Origin of the sequence: Staphylococcus sp. MI 10-1553 (assembly GCF_010365305.1) — a bacterium.
Lineage (GTDB): Bacteria > Bacillota > Bacilli > Staphylococcales > Staphylococcaceae > Staphylococcus.
The window spans coordinates 917,841-937,071 of record NZ_CP048279.1 but is presented as its reverse complement, the minus strand read 5'-3'; the positions used below and the strand labels follow the sequence as shown (position 1 = coordinate 937,071).

Annotated in this window: 20 protein-coding genes; 4 read left to right on the top strand and 16 right to left on the bottom strand. The window is 37.6% G+C overall.

What is annotated here, in order from left to right; genetic code table 11:
* Positions 1 to 4 precede the first annotated feature (4 nt).
* From GZH82_RS04045 to GZH82_RS03995, 11 genes are all read right to left on the bottom strand, one after another.
* The gene (locus tag GZH82_RS04045) at positions 5 to 1,078 is read right to left on the bottom strand and encodes an ABC transporter substrate-binding protein (RefSeq protein WP_162681424.1); all 1,074 of its coding nucleotides are present in this window, start codon (positions 1,076 to 1,078) and stop codon (positions 5 to 7) included.
* Complete coding sequence (locus GZH82_RS04040; RefSeq protein ID WP_162681423.1) at positions 1,075 to 1,887, bottom strand: ABC transporter permease; 813 nt, start codon at positions 1,885 to 1,887, stop codon at positions 1,075 to 1,077. Before GZH82_RS04040 ends, GZH82_RS04045 begins: the two co-directional genes overlap by 4 nt.
* Positions 1,884 to 2,690, bottom strand: coding sequence for an ABC transporter permease (locus GZH82_RS04035; protein ID WP_162681422.1), 807 nt, complete (start codon positions 2,688 to 2,690; stop codon positions 1,884 to 1,886). The genes GZH82_RS04040 and GZH82_RS04035 overlap by 4 nt, the downstream gene beginning before the upstream one ends.
* Positions 2,677 to 3,777 (bottom strand): ABC transporter ATP-binding protein, encoded by a 1,101-nt coding sequence (locus tag GZH82_RS04030; RefSeq protein WP_162681421.1) that lies wholly within the window; start codon positions 3,775 to 3,777, stop codon positions 2,677 to 2,679. Before GZH82_RS04030 ends, GZH82_RS04035 begins: the two co-directional genes overlap by 14 nt.
* Before the next feature lie 14 nt (positions 3,778 to 3,791).
* Entirely contained in the window at positions 3,792 to 4,331 is a 540-nt protein-coding gene (locus GZH82_RS04025; RefSeq protein WP_019165573.1) for a helix-turn-helix domain-containing protein, read from the bottom strand.
* Positions 4,332 to 4,433: 102 nt separating this feature from the next.
* A complete protein-coding gene (locus tag GZH82_RS04020) occupies positions 4,434 to 4,706 on the bottom strand; it encodes a UPF0223 family protein (protein WP_162681420.1) in 273 nt (90 codons plus the stop codon).
* Between the two features lie 193 nt (positions 4,707 to 4,899).
* Complete coding sequence (gene lpdA / locus GZH82_RS04015) at positions 4,900 to 6,306, bottom strand: dihydrolipoyl dehydrogenase (RefSeq protein ID WP_162681419.1); 1,407 nt, start codon at positions 6,304 to 6,306, stop codon at positions 4,900 to 4,902.
* Between the two features lie 3 nt (positions 6,307 to 6,309).
* On the bottom strand, positions 6,310 to 7,623 hold the full coding sequence (locus GZH82_RS04010) for a dihydrolipoamide acetyltransferase family protein (RefSeq protein ID WP_162681418.1): 1,314 nt from the start codon (positions 7,621 to 7,623) through the stop codon (positions 6,310 to 6,312).
* A 158-nt stretch (positions 7,624 to 7,781) separates the two neighbouring features.
* On the bottom strand, positions 7,782 to 8,759 hold the full coding sequence (locus GZH82_RS04005; protein WP_162681417.1) for an alpha-ketoacid dehydrogenase subunit beta: 978 nt from the start codon (positions 8,757 to 8,759) through the stop codon (positions 7,782 to 7,784).
* Between the two features lie 3 nt (positions 8,760 to 8,762).
* A complete protein-coding gene (gene pdhA, locus GZH82_RS04000) occupies positions 8,763 to 9,875 on the bottom strand; it encodes a pyruvate dehydrogenase (acetyl-transferring) E1 component subunit alpha (protein WP_162681416.1) in 1,113 nt (370 codons plus the stop codon).
* A 163-nt stretch (positions 9,876 to 10,038) separates the two neighbouring features.
* Positions 10,039 to 10,671 carry a YkyA family protein gene (locus GZH82_RS03995; RefSeq protein ID WP_162681415.1) on the bottom strand — a complete coding sequence of 211 codons (633 nt, stop codon included), beginning with the start codon at positions 10,669 to 10,671 and terminating at the stop codon, positions 10,039 to 10,041.
* A gap of 245 nt (positions 10,672 to 10,916) precedes the next feature.
* Between GZH82_RS03995 and def the strand changes: the two genes are divergently transcribed.
* Positions 10,917 to 11,468, top strand: a complete 552-nt coding sequence (gene def / locus GZH82_RS03990) for a peptide deformylase (protein ID WP_162681414.1) — start codon at positions 10,917 to 10,919, stop codon at positions 11,466 to 11,468.
* A 673-nt stretch (positions 11,469 to 12,141) separates the two neighbouring features.
* Here def and GZH82_RS03985 read toward each other — a convergent pair.
* Positions 12,142 to 12,414: a hypothetical protein gene (locus GZH82_RS03985; protein WP_162681413.1), complete on the bottom strand. Its 273-nt coding sequence runs from the start codon at positions 12,412 to 12,414 to the stop codon at positions 12,142 to 12,144.
* Between the two features lie 338 nt (positions 12,415 to 12,752).
* On the opposite strand from GZH82_RS03985, the gene GZH82_RS03980 reads away from it, so the two are divergent.
* Together GZH82_RS03980 and rnjA are read left to right on the top strand one after the other, a co-directional pair.
* A complete protein-coding gene (locus tag GZH82_RS03980) occupies positions 12,753 to 12,968 on the top strand; it encodes a DNA-dependent RNA polymerase subunit epsilon (protein WP_162681412.1) in 216 nt (71 codons plus the stop codon).
* On the top strand, positions 12,968 to 14,647 hold the full coding sequence (gene rnjA / locus GZH82_RS03975; RefSeq protein WP_162681411.1) for a ribonuclease J1: 1,680 nt from the start codon (positions 12,968 to 12,970) through the stop codon (positions 14,645 to 14,647). The genes GZH82_RS03980 and rnjA overlap by 1 nt, the downstream gene beginning before the upstream one ends.
* Positions 14,648 to 14,806: 159 nt before the next feature.
* On the opposite strand, the gene GZH82_RS03970 is transcribed toward rnjA, so the two are convergent.
* The 4 genes from GZH82_RS03970 to GZH82_RS03955 all read right to left on the bottom strand — a co-directional run bounded on the left by GZH82_RS03970 (position 14,807) and on the right by GZH82_RS03955 (position 18,427).
* Positions 14,807 to 14,965, bottom strand: coding sequence for a hypothetical protein (locus tag GZH82_RS03970; RefSeq protein WP_162681410.1), 159 nt, complete (start codon positions 14,963 to 14,965; stop codon positions 14,807 to 14,809).
* 291 nt (positions 14,966 to 15,256) lie between these two features.
* Entirely contained in the window at positions 15,257 to 15,916 is a 660-nt protein-coding gene (locus GZH82_RS03965; protein ID WP_014614257.1) for a potassium channel family protein, read from the bottom strand.
* Between the two features lie 148 nt (positions 15,917 to 16,064).
* A complete protein-coding gene (locus GZH82_RS03960) occupies positions 16,065 to 17,084 on the bottom strand; it encodes a cytochrome d ubiquinol oxidase subunit II (protein WP_162682993.1) in 1,020 nt (339 codons plus the stop codon).
* A complete protein-coding gene (locus tag GZH82_RS03955; protein WP_162681409.1) occupies positions 17,084 to 18,427 on the bottom strand; it encodes a cytochrome ubiquinol oxidase subunit I in 1,344 nt (447 codons plus the stop codon). Before GZH82_RS03955 ends, GZH82_RS03960 begins: the two co-directional genes overlap by 1 nt.
* Before the next feature lie 202 nt (positions 18,428 to 18,629).
* On the opposite strand from GZH82_RS03955, the gene GZH82_RS03950 reads away from it, so the two are divergent.
* Positions 18,630 to 18,863 carry a glutaredoxin family protein gene (locus GZH82_RS03950; RefSeq protein ID WP_162681408.1) on the top strand — a complete coding sequence of 78 codons (234 nt, stop codon included), beginning with the start codon at positions 18,630 to 18,632 and terminating at the stop codon, positions 18,861 to 18,863.
* The last annotated feature ends 368 nt before the right edge of the window (positions 18,864 to 19,231 follow it).

Here is a 19,231-nt window from a genome sequence, read left to right as displayed (position 1 = left end):
GCAGTTAAAGCGCCATTTTAAAATTAAGAAAACGTTCGTTGTATTCACTTAAAACATCTGGCCCTAAATCATGATAGACTTCTAGCCTTTTTTGTTCTTCACGTGTCGGATAAACACGCTCATCATCACGAATCTCTTCTGGTAATTGCTTTCTCGCTGTTTCATTAGGTGTTGCATATTCCACCCATTCGGTATTTTGTTTATTCACTTCTGGGTCTAACAAGAAATTGATAAACTTGTGCGCACCTTCCACATTTTGTGCTGTCTTAGGAATAACCATATTATCAAACCACAAATTTGAACCTTCTTTCGGAACCACATAATCAAAGCGTTCATCTTCATGGAAAACAGGTGCTGCTGAGCCACTCCAAATAACAGCTACACTCGCTTCATGTTGTTCTAGCATCATTTGAATCTCATCACCCACGACACCACGAATGTTTGGCGCAAAAGTTTTAAGGTGCTGTTCCGCTTGTTTGAGATGTTCAGGATTTTTATCATTTAAACTGTACCCTAAACTATTCAATGAAATGCCCATAATTTCGCGTGCACCATCGACTAAGAGCACATCATTTTTAAGTCGTGGATCTTTCAATGCGCTCCAGCTGTTAAAATCGATATCCTCATATTTTTCTTTATCATATAAAATACCGACCGTACCAAAAAAGTATGGCATAGAATATTCATTTTTACGGTCGAACGGTTGATTCATATAATACGGATCGAGGTGCTTCATATTTGGAATCTTTTTATGATCAAGTGGTCGTAACAAATGTTCTTTTTTCATCTTTTCAATGGTATAGTCACTCGGGAATGCGACATCATAATGTGTGCCGCCGTTTCGAATTTTCGCTTCCATTGCCTCGTTTGAATCAAATGTTTCATAGACGACTTTAATACCGGTTTCTTCTTCAAATTGGTCTAACAACTCGGGGTCAATGTATTCACCCCAGTTGTAGACGTAAAGTTTCTCTTGTTGTTTGCCACCTATACCGTCATGATTAATCCAATACCCGACGCCTAAGCTGATTAAACCCAATAGCAGTGCACCACCAACGAGCTGTATTAATTGTTTCATAATGACACACCTCTTTTATTGGATTGAATTTTTTGTTTTTGACGTTGAATCACTTGATAAATCAATAAACCGAGCATAATTAAAGCAAACAGAATAGTAGAAATTGCATTAATCTCCATACTAATACCGCGTCGAGCCATAGAATAAACTTCTACCGATAATACGCTGAAGCCATTTCCGGTAACGAAGAAACTCACTGTAAAATCATCTAATGAGTACGTTAATGCCATGAAAAAGCCACTGATAATTCCCGGCATAATATGCGGAATCACGACTTTACTTAACAATTGAAACTCTGACGCACCTAAATCACGTGCTGCATTCATAATCGAATCGTTCATTTCATACAACTTTGGCAGTACGATAATGACAACGATCGGAATACAAAACGCGATATGTGAGATGAGGACAGACGTAAAGCCTAATCCAAATCCTGTAAAATGTCCTAGTGCAGTAAACATAATTAAAAATGACGCACCGATAACAACATCTGATGACACCATGAGCACGTTATTTAACGTTAATAGCGAAATTTTAACTGTTTGATTGCGCAATTGGTACAATAATAGGGCACCGAATATCCCAATGAGGGTCGCAATACCAGCTGCTAATAACGCTACCGCAATCGTATTAAATACAACTTGAAGTAAACGTTTGTTGTCAAATAAAGTTTGATAATGTTCCCACGTAAAGCCTTCAAACTGCACCATATTGCCAGCACTATTAAACGAGTACAGCACTAAAAAGAAAATGGGCAAGTATAATACAACTAACATCGCGATTAAATAAAACTTTCCATACCATCTCATTTTGAAGCGCCTCCCTTATGCTTACTACGTGTTAAAATCATAACCAATGCCATGAATAACACTAAGAAGAGCGCAATTGTCGAACCCATTCCAAAGTTTTGAATGACTAAAAATTGCTCTTCAATCGCTGTACCAATATTGATGACTTTGTTACCAGCGATCAGTCTCGTAATCATGAAGAGTGACAACGCAGGAATAAATGTCACTTGAATTCCTGTTTTGATCCCTTCAGCTGTTAAAGGAAGCAATACTTTACGAATGACAGTAAACGTATTCGCGCCTAAATCTTGAGCTGCGAAAAACAGCTGATTTGGGATATCTTTCATACTGTTGTAGATTGGCAACAACATGAATGGTATATAAATATACGCTGCTACAAAAATAAATGCAGGTGCGGTAAATAAAATCGATTGAGATGGAATGTTCAAAGTCATCAAAATTTTATTGATAAGACCATCATGACTGAAAATCCCAATAAATGCATATGTCTTAAGTAGTAAATTCATCCATGTCGGAATAATCATCACCAACAACCAAGACGCTGCGTGACGTGATTGGTGAATGAAATAAGCTGCTGGATAACTTACTAATAAACAAATCAGCGTAATTAAAGTCGCATAAACTATAGACTCAAATAGCATTCTCATATAGCGGACAGAGAAAAACTGTTCGTAATTCATCAATGTGAAATGCCCATGATCGTCAACGAATGAAAAGTAACAGAGTAAAATGACTGGAATAACAATGAAGAAAACCATCCAAAGTAAATACGGTATAGCGAGCCAACGATTAATGTGTTTCATGATTCAAATCTCCATAACCTTCAATACGTTTGTCGAACTCTTCTTCTGTTTCACCCGGTACCATGATGTGAATGGCTTCAGGTTCAAAATCTAACCCTACACGTGTTCCAATCTCTGCATTTTTCGTTGACTGAATCATCCACTCATAACCTTTGCGATCTTCACAAATCATCTCATAGTGCACGCCTCTAAATAACGAGCTCGTCACAGTCGCTTTAAACAGCCCTTCTTCTTCCGGTACGAGTGTAATATCTTCCGGACGAATGACAACATCGACTAAAGTTTGAGGTGGGATATCTTTATCGACACAGTCAAAATCTTGTCCGTAAATGTTCACTACATAGTCTTTAACCATCGTCCCCTCAACAATGTTCGACTCGCCAATAAAGTCTGCTACGAAGCGGTTGACCGGTTCATCGTAAATATCAAGCGGCGTCCCAAACTGTTCGATTTTACCTGCTCGCATGACAAAAATGAAGTCACTTAAAGCAAGTGCTTCCTCCTGATCATGTGTGACGAATACGAACGTAATGCCTAAGCGTGATTGTAATTCGCGCAACTCATATTGCATCTCTGTACGTAACTTTAAATCTAGTGCTGATAAAGACTCATCTAATAACAATATTTCAGGTTCATTAACAATTGCACGAGCCATTGCAATACGTTGTTTTTGGCCCCCACTTAACGCATGAATCTCGCTGTACATATAGTCTTCTAATTTAACGAGTTTTAACGCTTCTGTTACTTTTTTCTCTATTTGATCTTTTTTCATCTTTTTTAACTTTAACCCAAATGCAACGTTATCATAGACGTTCAAATGTGGAAACAACGCATAGTCTTGGAAAACTGTGTTCACTTGACGTTGATTGGCTGGAAGTTGATTAATGTTTTTCCCTAAATAAATCACTTCTCCTGCATCGGGAGTTTCAAAGCCAGCAATCAATTTCAACATTGTTGTTTTACCACAACCAGATGGTCCTAAAATGGTATAAAAATGTCCTGATTCGATTTCTAAATCAATATCATTCAAAATGGTCGTTGTATCATATTTTTTTGTAACATTTTTAAACTTTAGTAATTCGCTCAATTCTTTAAAACCTCCTATAAATACGATGACGTTGCAACAATCATCAATTTCGCACTCACTTGACTTGTATTCGATAAACGATGAGTAGCCAGCGCTTTAAAATATAATGCATCTCCCTCTTCTGCAGTATATTGTTGCTCCCCTAAAGTTAAAGTCACCGCCCCTTCTAAACAGTAGACGAAAGTATCCGATGTCGACGGCTGAAAATCTTTATATGAAGCGTGTGGTTCCAATGTGAGCAATAACGGCTCCATATCAAACTCATTTGAACGTTTCACAGGCCACTGCAAATAATAACCCTTTTCATCTTCACAGTAACTTAACTGTTCACTTTTTGGATAATGCACTTTCGCTACTTGTTTGTCATCAAAAAAATCGCGTGGTGACGTTCCAAGCACCTCTAAAATATTTAAAAAAGTTTCCATATTGGGTGACGTTTTATTACTTTCTATTTGAGAAATATAACCTTTAGACAAATCCGTACGTTCTCCAAGTTCCTCTTGCGTTAAGTTTTTTAAACGTCTTAAATTTTTTATCTTTTGTCCAATCTCCATAGAGTCCCTCCACTCAAAAAAAGCGACTTGTTTACTTTTACTAAACATTTGGTTTAATGCTTAATAAAAATAACAAATCGCGCACTAAATTACAATACCTTTTTAGCTGTTCTTTAAAGTTTTTTGATCAGGATGTAGTTTCGCTTCTTGAATGACTTGATAACTGTCGTAGCCACTCTGCTTTTTGAAATCATTGAAGAGATTTTTTTCGTCTGCTTTGCCTGGGACAACTTGCTTAAATTCACGGTATCGTGTCATGAGTGTTTCACGTTCAATTTGACTTTCGTAATACGATTCGATGGCGTTAAAAAATGAGACGACAGCCACCATTTCTTCTTGAGACCAGTCGACATCTATCGGATATGTGTATTCCATCATTTCACTCCTTTATGATTGAACTTTCATGTTGACTATAAATCATTTTGTGTCAGTTTTAAAGTGCTTGCCATTATGGATTGGGTTATTGTGCATTTATTCGCTTTTCCATTTATCATTAGACAATATGCGCATTAAATTAAAAAAGAGACTGCACAAATTCATGCACAGTCCCTTATCTATTCAACTATTATTACATTGTGTGAATTGGTAAACCTAAAGCTTTTTCAGCAGCTTCCATGCTCATTTCACCTAATGTTGGGTGAGCGTGAACTGTTAAAGCGATATCTTCAGCGTTCATACCTGCTTCAATGGCTAAACCAAGTTCAGCAATAACGTCTGAAGCGTTCGTACCCACAACTTGTGCACCGATAAGCGTGTCATCTTCTTTAAGTGTTACAAGTTTAACGAAACCGTTTGTATCATTTAACGATAATGCACGGCCATTCGCTTGGTAAGGGAACTTAGAAGCTTTGATGTCAAGACCTTCTTCTTTCGCTTGTGCTTCAGTGTAACCTACTTGAGCTAATTCTGGTTCAGTGAAACATACAGCAGGCATACCGATGTAATCCACTTCTGAATTTTGTCCTGCAATAGCTTCAGCTGCGATTTTAGCTTCGTAGCTTGCTTTGTGTGCAAGTGGTAAGCCTGGAACGATATCACCAATTGCATAGATACTGTCAACAGATGTACGGCTTTGCTTGTCAACTTCAACTAAACCGCGGTCAGTTAATTTCACGCCAACTTCTTCTAAACCAAGTTCGTCAGTGTTTGGACGACGACCTACAGTGACTAATACGTAGTCAGCTTCGATTGTTTTCTCTTCACCTTTAACTTCGTAGGTCACTTTAACACCGTTATCAGTTTCTTCAGCTGATTTAGCTAAAGCTTCTGTTTCGATGATCATGCCTTTTGCTTTCATTTCTTTTTTAACGGGTGCAACCATTTGTTTTTCGAAACCACCAAGGATTTCTTTTGCACCTTCAAGAATTGTAACTTCAGTACCAAAGTTAGCATAGGCAGTACCTAATTCAGAACCAATGTAGCCGCCACCAACGACAACTAATTTTTTAGGTACTTCTTGTAAGTTCAACGCACCAGTAGAGTCAAGGATACGACCACCGAATTCGAAGTTAGGAATCTGAATTGGACGTGAACCTGTTGCTACGATAGCATTTTTGAAGTTGTAAGTTTGTGCGCTCTTATCGTCCATAACACGTAAGCTGTGTTCATCAACGAAGTAAGCTTCACCGCGAACGATTTCAACTTTGTTTCCTTTTAATAATGATTCAACACCGCCAGTTAATTTGTTAACGACTGAACCTTTAAAAGATTGTACTTTATCGAAATCTAAAGATACGTTCTCAGCAGTGATACCTAAGTCTGCACCGTGTTGCGCTTGTTCGAAACGGTGAGATACGTTTAATAATGCTTTTGAAGGAATACAACCTACGTTTAAGCATACGCCACCTAAATTGCCTTTTTCAACGATCGTTACTTTTTGACCTAACTGTGCTGCACGAATTGCTGCAACATAGCCACCAGGACCTGCCCCAATGACAATAGTATCTGTTTCAATTGGAAAATCTCCGACTACCATATTTTACCCCTCCATTAATAATAGTTCTGGATTGTTTAATAAACGCTTGATGTGGTTCATTGCATTTTGACCAGTTGCACCATCAATTTGTCTGTGGTCAAAGCTTAGTGATAATGCTAACACAGGCGCTGCAACGATTTCGCCATCTTTAACGATTGGTTTTTGAGCGATACGACCAATACCTAAGATTGCAACTTCTGGGTGGTTGATAACTGGTGTGAACCATTGACCACCTGCAGAACCGATGTTACTGATTGTACATGTTGCACCTTTCATTTCGTCAGATGTTAATTTACCGTCACGTGCTTTCACAGCAAGTTCGTTAATTTCATCTGAGATTTGGAAGATTGATTTACGGTCAGCATGTTTAACAACAGGTACCAAAAGACCTCTGTCTGTATCTGCTGCGATACCAATGTTCCAGTAATGTTTTTGTACAACTTCGCCAGCTTCTTCGTTAAATGAAGTGTTAAGTGCTGGATATTTTTTCAATGCTGATACTAAAGCTTTAACAACATAAGGTAAGAATGTTAATTTAGTACCTTGTTCAGCAGCAATTTCTTTAAATTTCTTACGGTGATCCCATAACTCTTGAACATCAATTTCGTCCATTAATGTTACGTGAGGTGCAGTATGTTTAGAGTTCACCATTGCTTTTGCGATTGCTTTACGCATTGCAGAGATTTTTTCTGTTGTTTCAGGGAATTCATCTTCAGTTGAAACTGCTGGTGCTGATGCTGCTGGTGCAGTTGATGCTGCTGGTGCAGTTGATGCTTCTGAAGATTCAGCTGATGCAGTATCTTGAGTTGGCGCCGCTTGTCCGCCACCATTTAAGTATGCATCTACATCTTCTTTAGTAATTCTACCATTTTTACCTGTACCATTAACAGCTTTAATGTTCACATTATTGTCACGTGCGTATTTACGCACTGATGGCATTGCCTTTACTTGTCTGCTTTCATCAACTTCTACAGCTTCTTGAGCAGCAGGAGCCGCTTCTTCTTTAGGTGCTTCTTCTTTTGCTTTTGCAGCAGGCGCATCATCACTGTGTCCGCCTTTGAATTCCATGTCTTCAGCATCAGGTGCATCAATTTTAACAATTGTGTCACCTACAACTGCTACAGTTCCTTCTTCAACTAATACTTCAAGTACTGTACCACTTACAGGAGATGGGATTTCTACAACTGATTTATCATTTTGTACTTCACATAGTACGTCATCTTCTTCAATAGTGTCTCCAGCTTTAACAAACCACTTTACGATTTCACCTTCGTGGATACCTTCACCAATATCGGGTAATCTAAATTCAAATGCCACGTTCTTTCCTCCTAAATAATTAAATTATAAACAATACTTTGTTTACACACATATAGGAGAAGAAACGAAAAAACATTTCATTCTCCATACGCAGGGGCGTGGGACAGAAAGCTGATGGCACAGCTCTCTGTTTTTCCACTCTTTTCAAAAATTACACATTAAAATTCCAAAGTTTTCTTCGCTTGTTCAACGATGTCAGTTTTGTTTGGTAACCAAACGTTTTCAGCTTGTGTAAATGGATAAATTGTATCTGGCGCTGCAACACGTCCAATCGGTGCTTCTAATGACAGAATAGCACGTTCTGATAATTCAGCGACAACATTTGCGCCTACACCTGCTTGTTTTTGTGCTTCTTGAACAACAACGACACGACCTGTTTTTTCAGTTGATTTCACAAGCGTTTCAACGTCTAATGGTTGAACTGTACGTAAGTCAATCACTTCAACAGAGTAGCCGTCTTTTTCAAGTTCTTCAGCAGCTTTCATTGACTCTTGAACCATTGCACCGTAAGTGATGATTGTTAAGTCAGTACCTTCACGTTTAACGTTCGCTTTACCGATTTCGATTGTGTACTCTTCTTCAGGTACTTCTTCGCGGAATGAACGGTATAATTTCATGTGCTCTAAATATACAACTGGGTCATTGCTACGGATACTTTCGATTAATAAACCTTTTGCATCGTAGGGACCAGATGGAATCACCACTTTTAAACCTGGTGATTGTGCTAAAATACCTTCTAAGTTATCAGCGTGCAATTCCGGTGTATGTACACCACCACCGAATGGCGCACGAACTGTAACTGGCGCTACTTTTGAGTTGCCTGAACGGAAACGATGACGTGCGATTTGTCCTGCAACAGAATCGAATACTTCAAATACGAAACCTAAGAATTGAACTTCCATAATTGGACGGTATCCTTGAGTTGAAAGACCTAACGCTAAACCACCGATACCAGATTCAGCTAAAGGTGTGTCAAATACACGGTCTTCACCGAATTCTTTTTGTAATCCCTCAGTTACACGGAATACACCACCGTTAACACCAACGTCTTCACCAAATAACAAAGTGTTTTCGTCATTTTTAAGTTCAGTTGCTAGCGCGTTGTTAATCGCTTGAACCATTGTCATTTGTGCCATGGCCTATTTCGACTCCTTCTCTTTGTAGATTTCATATTGTTCTTTTAAGTTTGCAGGCATATCTTCATACATGATTTCCATTAATGAAGTTACTGTTTGTTTTTCAGTGCTGTCAGCCTCTTTGATCGCAGCTTTGATTTCATTTTTAGCTTGTTCGATGACTTCATTTTCTTTTTCTTCAGACCATAAGCCTTTGTTCTCTAAGAATTTTCTGAAGCGAACTAGTGGATCTTTTTTCTCCCACTCTGAATCTTCATCAGATGTTCTGTATTTCGTTGGGTCGTCCCCAGCCATTGTATGTGGACCATAACGATATGTCATTGTCTCGATTAATGTTGGACCTTCACCATTGATAGCACGGTCGCGAGCTTCTTTCGTTGCTTGGTATACTGCTAATGCATCCATACCGTCAACTTGGATACCAGGGATACCTACTGCAATCGCTTTTTGAGCCAATGTTTGCGCCGCAGTTTGTTTATCACGTGGTGTTGAAATCGCGTAATTGTTATTTTGAATTACGAAAATTGCAGGCACTTTGTACGCTGAAGCAAAGTTGATACCTTCATAGAAATCACCTTGTGAAGAACCACCGTCTCCTGTATACGTAATCGCTACTGCTTTTTTACCACGTTTTTTAAGTCCTAATGCAACACCAGCTGTTTGGACGTATTGCGCACCGATAATGATTTGTGGACTTAACGCGTTCACTCCTTCAGGCATTTGGTTCCCTACGAAGTGACCACGTGAGAATAAGAAAGCTTTTGTTAATGGTAAGCCATGCCAAATTAATTGTGGTACATCACGGTAACCAGGAAGAATAAAGTCTTCTTGCTCTAATGCGAATTGTGAAGCAAGTTGTGATGCTTCTTGACCAGCAGTTGGCGCATAGAAACCTAAACGTCCTTGTCTGTTTAATGAGATTGAGCGTTGGTCTAAAATACGTGTCCAAACCATTCTTCTCATTAATTCTACTAACTGCTCATCCGATAAGTCCGGAAGTAAATCTTCATTTGTTACATTTCCATCTGCATCTAAGATTTGAACCATTTCAAATTTTGACTCAGTATCTTTCAATACTTTTTCAGCATCGAACTGGTTGTTTAACTTAGTAACCATGCAATTCACCATACCTTTCCCGTATATAAAATAAATAACATTCGACTTACTCTAGTGTAACACAAAATCTACGAACTGTTAAACAGTTTTCCTAAAGTTCTGTAACACTTGATAACACAACAGTAGAGGCAACTGTTATACCATTTCTTTCAAACTGTTATAGTTATTTGTTAGCGATTTCATCAACATCTTGCTTTTCTGTTTGTACTTTACGGATTGCTTTTGTGTAGTCCTCTACTTTTTTCTGCATATTTTTTTGAACATCAGATAACGCTTTAGAACGTTTGTCTACTTCCTCTTGTGAACCAGAATCTTCTTTAAAATAACTGAACAAATCTTTTTCTTTATTAATGACATCTTGATAGCCTTTGACGAAAGCATCATGTTTTTTATTTTTCTCTTCAATCGCTTTGTTCAATTCATCAAACTCTTTTTTATCATCTTCATCTTCAATTTTGTTCGACTCTGCTTTTGCCTTTTCGAAAGCTTTTTTAGAATTGTTCATCGCTTCAACTTCTTTTTTCAATTGCTTTTCACGCTTGTTCGCATTGTCGAGTACTTGATCCACTTTATCTTGCACTTCAGCAATATTTTTACCACTAATTTCTTTTGATAGTTTTTCTTTTTCTTTCTCAAGCTTATTCATTTCTTTATTAACTTCTTGAATAGGTGCTTCAGCTTTTTGCATATTTTCAAGTCCGTCATTGTACTTTTCAATATGTTCACCATCTTTACTACAAGCAGCCAATAAAAATGTTGCTGCAATTGCTACTCCAATTGTTTTATGAAATTTCATTCTGGAGACCTCCTTATCCGTCACTCGTAATATTAATGAAAATAGCGTTATAATTCAAATATTCATTCGCACATTTTTTGTCCTTTTACACATCATCCAACGATATATGCACAATGCTGCCTTTATTACACGTATTAAATGTAGAAGTTGAAAATACGTCAATATACGATTTTAATTTTGAAAGTTTTCGACTATCACTTTATGGAATTTTTTTGATATATTATTAAATAAGGAAGGTGTCAAAAATGTTAACAATGAAAGATATTATTCGAGATGGACATCCTACACTTCGCCAAAGAGCAAACGAAGTGGAGTTCCCATTAACTGAAGAAGAACGACAAACTTTATTAGATATGCAAACTTTTTTAAAAAATAGTCAAGACCCAGAAATTGCTGAAAAATATCAATTACGTAGTGGTGTTGGATTAGCGGCACCTCAAATTAATGTACCGAAACGCATGTTTGCAGTTTATTTACCTGATGATGGTGAAGGACATTCATATGATTTTGCGATTGTAAACCCCAAAATTGTGAGTCATAGTGTTCAAGATGCATACTTACCAACTGGTGAAGGTTGCTTGAGCGTGGACGAAGATATTCCAGGTCTCGTTCATCGTCATTACCGTATCAAACTTAAAGGTTATGATATTGATGGCAATGAGATTAACTTACGCTTGAAAGGTTATGCCGCGATTGTAGTGCAACATGAATTGGATCATCTTAACGGCGTACTGTTTTATGATCATATCGACCAAGATCATCCGTTACAACCTAAAAATGGTGCAATGGAAGTTTAAGAATAACAAACTATTTAAAACGATTAAGAAGGTAGAGGCTGAGATATAAAAATTTGGTTGCTATTGATGCATTATTTTGTTTAACTTGCCCTCTCCCTACGATTTGTGTTTTTGATTGCCCTCATGGCTTCGCGTTCTTAGGGCTGAACCTTCAACTCAATTCGGCTTGATTGAAACGAACACTTGATCGATGCCGAATTGGATTTTGGGAGCAGTACTGAAATCTCATGTGTCACAAAGGTTTCGTAGTACTACCCCCGCAAGGCTGACTAGACTTCTCAAAAGCATGCCCATTGAGAAGTCAGACAGCTACTGCGATAAACAGCAACCACTATTAAAGTAAAGAAGTGACTGTTAGCAGTATGCACTCATTCCCTCAGGAGTCTCAGCCTTCTGGTCAATCTTATATGAAATACAGCGAAACTGAGGGCAAGTTGATGAAATCATGAAAACAATAGCATCCATTTTTATGTCTAATTCATCCTCATTTTTCGATGGTTTTATCATCATTAATAGAAATAAGTCCATAAATAGATAGGGATTTAGAAAACTTAATGCCCCCATCCCTTTCTTTTTTCATTTGCACAATGTTACAGCATAAAAAAAGAGCGGGAAAGTCAATCCTTCTCCGCTGTTTTCTTCGCTGTGATACCTTTTCAACTCATCCGATAAGTTACATAAACATGTCTCTACGTTGTTTATAACGAATGCCCTCTTCATCCAATGCCTTTTTAAGTGTTTCAAATGTTTCAATGTCCAAAAATTCAGGGTCATGATTGTGTTTTCTGAAATAATGCGTTTCTTGCGTCGCCGTTTGAACTTCTTCATACTCAAAAAACATCGTCACTTCATTACGTCTTACTTCAAATTGAATTTCGCGCAAAAACTTATCTTCCCGGTTCCGTTCGTTTTTAACTTCTTCTAGTAATTGACTCGCACTTTTCATCTTCATCACCTATTTCGGGGAATTTTAAATGAGGTTCCATTCATTTAATTATAAGATACTATTTAGTTTATCACATTCCGCTTTATTTATTCGATAACATCATGTAAAATAATACTAACTGGGCTGTATGTGCGCATCGCCATACACTCAAACGAGAACGGAAATTTAATAACTGCTATACATATTGAAAACGAGCAGTGAATGAATGGTGAATTGAATGATGTAGACATTCTTAGAGATACATATTCGATTCATGTTTTTTATTTTCACTCTTCATTTCAATTGTTCAAGCATATCAATCAATGAAAGATAAGTGATCCAACTTAGGAGGAAAATATATGTCAATTTTTAAAGTTTTTTATCAACATCATCGCGATGAAGTCATCGTACGTGAAAATACACAAAGCATTTATGTTGAAGCACAATCTGAAGAACAAGTTCGTCGTTATTTGAAAGAACGCAACTACAATATTGAATTCATAACTAAATTAGAGGGCGCACATTTAGAATATGAACAACAATCCGAACATTTTAATGTGGAGCGCGCGCAATAATGAAACAACTTCAAAAAAATGAAGTTGGCGTATACGCGTTAGGTGGTTTAGGTGAAGTCGGTAAAAACACTTATGCCATCGAGTATAAAGATGAAATTGTAATCATTGATGCAGGAATCAAATTCCCTGATGATAATTTACTCGGTATTGATTATGTCATACCAGACTACACATATCTTGAACAAAACCAAGATAAAATTGTAGGTTTAATTATCACACATGGTCACGAAGATCATATCGGTGGTGTGCCCTACCTGCTCAAAAAGATTAATGTACCAATCTACAGCGGTCCACTCGCACTCGGTTTAATTCGTAATAAATTAGAAGAACATCATTTATTACGCCAAGCTGAACTGATTGAAATCGATGAGGATACTGTCATTGATTCAAAACATTTTAAAGTGCGTTTTTATTTGACAACACACAGTATTCCTGAAGCATACGGTGTCATTGTCGATACGCCTGAAGGTAAAATCGTGCATACCGGTGACTTTAAGTTTGACTTCACACCAGTCGGCGCACCAGCCAATATTGGTAAAATGGCGCAACTCGGTGATGAAGGCGTACTCTGTTTACTTTCTGACTCTACCAATTCACTCGTGCCAGACTTTACGCTGAGTGAACGTGAAGTCGGTCAAAACGTAGATAAAATTTTCCGTAATTGTACAGGACGTATTATTTTTGCGACTTTCGCGTCAAACATTTATCGTGTGCAGCAAGCCGTCGAAGCCGCAGTCAAATACAACCGTAAAATCGTGACGTTTGGTCGTTCGATGGAAAATAACATCAAAATCGGTACAGAGTTAGGCTACATTAAAGCGCCCCCTGAAACGTTCGTTGAGCCAAACAAAATTAATAGCATTCCAAAGCATGAATTATTAATTTTATGTACAGGCTCGCAAGGTGAACCGATGGCGGCGTTATCACGTATCGCAAATGGTACGCATAAGCAGATCAAAATCATTCCTGAAGACACGGTCGTATTCAGTTCGTCACCTATTCCAGGTAATACGAAAAGCATTAACCGTACAATCAATGCCTTATATCAAGCCGGTGCTGAAGTCATTCATAGTAAGATTTCAAACATCCATACGTCTGGTCACGGCTCTCAAGGTGATCAACAGTTGATGTTACGCTTAATTAGACCGAAATATTTCTTACCAATCCATGGTGAGTATCGTATGCTCGTTGCACACGGTCAAACAGGTGTCGATTGTGGCGTACCAGAAGAAAATGTCTTCATTCACGATATCGGTGACGTTCTCGCGTTGACACGAGACAGCGCACGTACAGCGGGCCGTATTCCATCAGGCAATGTATTAGTCGATGGTAGCGGTATTGGTGATATTGGTAATGTCGTAATTCGAGACCGTAAATTATTGTCTGAAGAAGGTTTAGTCATTGTCGTAGTTAGCATTGACTTCAACAAAAACCAACTGTTATCAGGGCCAGACATCATCTCACGCGGTTTTGTCTACATGCGTGAATCAGGTCAATTGATTTACGACGCACAAAAGAAGATTAAGCAAGATGTTATCTATAAATTGAATCACAACGAAAATATTCAATGGCATCAAGTGAAATCATCTATTATCGAAACATTACAACCGTACTTGTTCGAAAAAACAGCACGTAAACCAATGATTTTACCAGTCATTATGAAAGTCAATGAAAAATAGATGTATCAATAAGGACCGAGTCTAGGACAACAACAAACCTAGACTCGTTTATTTTTGTGTAAAGGGCTGAGAAAGTTCGATGTCATTAACCCAATACACTAGAGATTTTTGTCCATTTTGCGCTAACTTTGTCGATTTTTTTATAACAATCCATTCCAATTACCAACCATGCTTTTTGTCTTCTTTATTTTTATAATGCTGAAAACTTAAAGAGAGAATGAGCAGTATCCATATTAATATGTGCCCTAACCATCCAAAACCTAACGTAAAGTAAACAACAATAAAACTGATTAATACGAGCAATATTACTAGTCTCATAAAGTTTATTACAGTCATAATAATCACCTTTTCTCGAAATATTCTTAAAATTATAAGTGTGATATGACTCATATTAGCGCAATGGATAGTGCATTAACTGATTTCAAATGGTTGAACATCGCATATGAAATCATCAATTTTCACCTTTTAATCTCCTTATGTATATCATAGTACATTAAAGTAAAAAAGATACTTAATTTTACACATCACATTCATCACTTTTATCTGTTTAACCACTTACGATGAACACAAAAAAGCGAGACAGCCTCAGCCATCCCGCTTCTCTATCCATTAATGTGCCATTTTCTTCTCAAAACGTGTTAAATCATTATCGTGACCAATCATAATTAAAATATCATCAAATTCTAATCCCATATCTGGATCGGGTGCGACGATGATTTCCTTCCCTCTTTTAATCGCAATAATATTAATCCCAAACTTGGCACGAATATCTAAGTCGATGAGGGTTTGTCCTGCCATCGTTTCGCTCGCTTTAATTTCTACGATGGAGTGTTCATCAGAAAGCTCTAAATAATCGAGCACTGTTGCACTAGCCACATTATGCGCGATACGACGACCCATGTCTCTTTCAGGATGCACGACTGTATCGGCACCAATTTTGTTTAAAATCTTGGCGTGATAATCGTTTTGTGCTTTAGCCGTCACTTTTTTAACACCGAGTTCTTTAAGAATCAATGTCGTTAACGTACTTGCCTGAATATTTTCCCCGATTGCTACGATGACATGATCAAAATTTCGGATTCCTAAACTTTTCATAACGGCTTCGTCAGTCGTATCAGCCACGACGGCATGTGTCGCAATATCACTGTATTCATCGACACGATTTTCATCTTTATCTATCGCCATGACATCCATATCTAACGCGTTCAATTCTCTTACAATACTGCCACCGAAGCGACCTAGACCAATGACTACATACTCTTTATCCATTTTTGGCCTCCTGAATTAAGTTAAATTAAAAATGTGGGCTCAAAGTGTCCAGATGTCTATGATCCTACACTTTAAGCCACACATGTATTCAATACTATTATCATATTACTACAAAATGATTAATGATGCATCGTTTTGCTGGTCCGGCTTACTTTTTACCACGGACGTATTCTTTATCAAATACGAACAATTTAAATATGAAAAAGAGTGACGGTAACAATAATAGTAAACCACCGATAAATGCGATCGTTAACACTAACGCCATACTATCATTTGTGACCGCATCGTCAATGTGCACGTACGGATATAAAATGTATGGCAACTTGCTTAATCCATATCCGAAAAAGGCTGTACCCATTTGAATGATGACAAAGATAAAAGCGATACCGTGTGCTTTTTTCAAGAGTGTCAGTACGCCAGCAATAACAAAAGCGATGAAACTGATCATAAATAACCAGCCATAATCAAACACTGCTGTCATAAAGTGTGCTTTGTTTTGCATTCTTAATGATAAAAACACAAACAATGACATCATAATCATCGGTGCGCCCCACATTAAAAACCATTTACGCATCAATTGATATGCTGGTTTATCTTTGGCACGGTGCGCATAAAATGTTAAAAATCCTGATGAAATGTATAACACAGACACAATGGCTAATAGAACTACCGCCCAACCGAATGGACTTAATAGTAATTCTGTCCAATTCAAATCAACCTTGCCAGAAGATGACTCTGTGATATAACCACCCTCAGAAATGGTTAATGCCGTTGATAGCGAAGCAGGAATCAGTAATCCTGATACCGCATATAACATGAGCCAAGACAACTTACTATCTTGACCATAATTTTCGAAAGCGTAAAAGGCCCCTCGAATCGAAAGTAAAATTAGCGCGATCGAACCTGGCACTAATAGCACTGTGCCGTAATAATAAGCTGTGTCTGGGAAAAATCCGACAATACCTACAAAGAAAAAGACAAAAAATACGTTTGTTACTTCCCACACAGGATTCAAATAACGTTGAATTAAATCATTAATATCATGCGATTGTCCAAATAATTTTGCATGTAGCGAGAAAAATCCTGCGCCGAAATCAATCGAAGCGACGATGATATAACCAAATAAGAAAATCCAGAGTACTGTTATCCCTATCACTTCATAACTCATCATGCATCACCTCGTTGCCTTAAACTTTCAATGTGCTGATAGACCGGCTTATTTTTAAACATTCTCACAAGCACGTATGTGGCTGAGAATAACAGCACGAAATAAAGTATTGCAAATAAAATCGTCACAAACACGAGTCCACTTGCATCTGTCGCAGCATCTTGTACTTTTAAGAAGCCTCTGACTATCCACGGTTGACGCCCAAGCTCAGTTAAGAACCAACCAAACTCAATCGCTAACATTGCTGCTGGACCACCTAACAATGTTGCATAGAGCAAAAGTTTATGATGTGGGTTGAATTTTTTAATCCACAATGCCATGACATAAGCGAATGAAATGGCAAAACAGAAAATCCCAAAGAATACCATTAAATCAAAGAAATAATGGACAATTAGTGGTGGTAATTCATCTTTTGGAAATTCATTGAGTCCTTTTACTTCTGTATCAAAACTTGAATCAGATAAAAAGCTTAACGCACCTGGAATATGGATGGCGCCTTTCACTTCTTGCGTTGATTCATCGAGTACACCAAATAACACGAGATCAGCTTGAGATTCTGTATTAAAATGCCACTCATATGCCGCAAGTTTCTCAGGTTGTTCTTGATGTAAAAACTTCGCAGATAAATCCCCTGCTAACATCGATAACATTGAAAAAATTAATCCGGCGATCATCGTCATTTTCAGTGCTGCTTGATGATAACGTCGATCCTTTTCAATTTTGTTTTTAAGTAACTTAAACGCTGCAATACTTGCTAAAATGAACGCCATTGTCATAAGTGCTGTAGCAATAACATGGAAAGATCTAACAAAAAATGATGCGTTGAACATCGCTGCTATTGGATCCACATTGACCATGCGCCCATTTTCTATTGCCATACCTGCCGGTGTATTCATGAAGGAATTGACCGATGTAATAAAGAAAGCGGAAAAACTTCCACCGATAATCACTGGGATACTAATGAAAAAGTGTATCCATTGATTTTTGAAACGATTCCAAGTGTATAAATAAATACTTAAGAAAATCGCCTCAAAGAAAAACGCAAATGTTTCCATAAATAATGGTAAAGCAATGACGTGCCCACCTATTCGCATAAACGTAGGCCATAGTAATGATAACTGTAAACCTATAATAGTCCCTGTTACTACACCTACTGCCACGGTAATCGTATATCCCTTAGCCCATCGTTGAGCTAATGCCATATATTGAGCACTTTTCTTTTTAATGCCAATAAATTCTGCCATCGCAAAGAAAAGTGGCATACCTACACCAATCGTTGCAAAAATAATGTGGACTGCAAGTGTCATTCCCGTCAAAAATCGACTAATGTCCACTGCATCCATTTCATGACCTCCTTACCTATAATGAAAATGTCCATTCATTATAAACGATACACAGGCCACATTTATATATTTTTGTTCATTAAGACATTGACAATTTAATGACATGACCAAAATTTGTCATTTTTATACAGTCGATTCAGTTGCATTTTATTAAAGTGTCGATTAAGATGTAACAACAATTGATATGAAAGTAGGCGTCTCTATGTCAGAAGTTATTATTTACACACAAAATGAATGTCCTCCTTGTTCATTCGTCAAACAATATCTTGAGAATCACGATGTCCCATTTGAAGAACGAAACATTGACAATTCAACGTATAGAAACGAAATGATTGAACATGATGCTTTTTCAACACCGTTCATTTTAATTGATGGCGAGCCAATGTATCAAGTCGATTTAGATTTGATGAACAAAAAGCTCGGTATTCAATTATAATTGCATCATTTGAATATTGTTTATTTGCGTAGGAAGGAATTGGGACATAGAAAATTTTAAGCCTCAATCCATTCAGAGATTTATGATTCATTAACGACTTTAAAACCGTCGAAAAATGAGGGTGAATGGGATACAAAAAATGGATGCTATTGTTTTCTTGATTTCATCAACTTGCCCTCAGTTTCGCTGTATTGGGTCTAAGATTGCCCAGAAGGCTGAGACTCCTGAGGGAATGAGTGCATACTGTTAACAGTCACGTCTTTACTTTAAATAGCGATTACTGTTTATCGCAGTAGCTGTCTGACTTCTAAATACTTATGCTTTTGAGAAGTCTAGTCAGCCTTGCGGGGGGAGTACTACGAAATGTT

What these genes read in the sequence shown, in the direction of transcription:
- GZH82_RS04045 (WP_162681424.1), bottom strand. Translation starts at nt 1,078, where the DNA reads ATGAAACAATTAATACAGCTCGTTGGTGGTGCACTGCTATTGGGTTTA.
- GZH82_RS04040 (WP_162681423.1), bottom strand. Translation starts at nt 1,887, where the DNA reads ATGAGATGGTATGGAAAGTTTTATTTAATCGCGATGTTAGTTGTATTA.
- GZH82_RS04035 (WP_162681422.1), bottom strand. Translation starts at nt 2,690, where the DNA reads ATGAAACACATTAATCGTTGGCTCGCTATACCGTATTTACTTTGGATG.
- GZH82_RS04025 (WP_019165573.1), bottom strand. Translation starts at nt 4,331, where the DNA reads ATGGAGATTGGACAAAAGATAAAAAATTTAAGACGTTTAAAAAACTTA.
- GZH82_RS04020 (WP_162681420.1), bottom strand. Translation starts at nt 4,706, where the DNA reads ATGGAATACACATATCCGATAGATGTCGACTGGTCTCAAGAAGAAATG.
- lpdA (WP_162681419.1), bottom strand. Translation starts at nt 6,306, where the DNA reads ATGGTAGTCGGAGATTTTCCAATTGAAACAGATACTATTGTCATTGGG.
- GZH82_RS04005 (WP_162681417.1), bottom strand. Translation starts at nt 8,759, where the DNA reads ATGGCACAAATGACAATGGTTCAAGCGATTAACAACGCGCTAGCAACT.
- pdhA (WP_162681416.1), bottom strand. Translation starts at nt 9,875, where the DNA reads ATGGTTACTAAGTTAAACAACCAGTTCGATGCTGAAAAAGTATTGAAA.
- GZH82_RS03995 (WP_162681415.1), bottom strand. Translation starts at nt 10,671, where the DNA reads ATGAAATTTCATAAAACAATTGGAGTAGCAATTGCAGCAACATTTTTA.
- def (WP_162681414.1), top strand. Translation starts at nt 10,917, where the DNA reads ATGTTAACAATGAAAGATATTATTCGAGATGGACATCCTACACTTCGC.
- GZH82_RS03985 (WP_162681413.1), bottom strand. Translation starts at nt 12,414, where the DNA reads ATGAAAAGTGCGAGTCAATTACTAGAAGAAGTTAAAAACGAACGGAAC.
- GZH82_RS03980 (WP_162681412.1), top strand. Translation starts at nt 12,753, where the DNA reads ATGTCAATTTTTAAAGTTTTTTATCAACATCATCGCGATGAAGTCATC.
- rnjA (WP_162681411.1), top strand. Translation starts at nt 12,968, where the DNA reads ATGAAACAACTTCAAAAAAATGAAGTTGGCGTATACGCGTTAGGTGGT.
- GZH82_RS03970 (WP_162681410.1), bottom strand. Translation starts at nt 14,965, where the DNA reads ATGAGACTAGTAATATTGCTCGTATTAATCAGTTTTATTGTTGTTTAC.
- GZH82_RS03965 (WP_014614257.1), bottom strand. Translation starts at nt 15,916, where the DNA reads ATGGATAAAGAGTATGTAGTCATTGGTCTAGGTCGCTTCGGTGGCAGT.
- GZH82_RS03960 (WP_162682993.1), bottom strand. Translation starts at nt 17,084, where the DNA reads ATGAGTTATGAAGTGATAGGGATAACAGTACTCTGGATTTTCTTATTT.
- GZH82_RS03955 (WP_162681409.1), bottom strand. Translation starts at nt 18,427, where the DNA reads ATGGATGCAGTGGACATTAGTCGATTTTTGACGGGAATGACACTTGCA.
- GZH82_RS03950 (WP_162681408.1), top strand. Translation starts at nt 18,630, where the DNA reads ATGTCAGAAGTTATTATTTACACACAAAATGAATGTCCTCCTTGTTCA.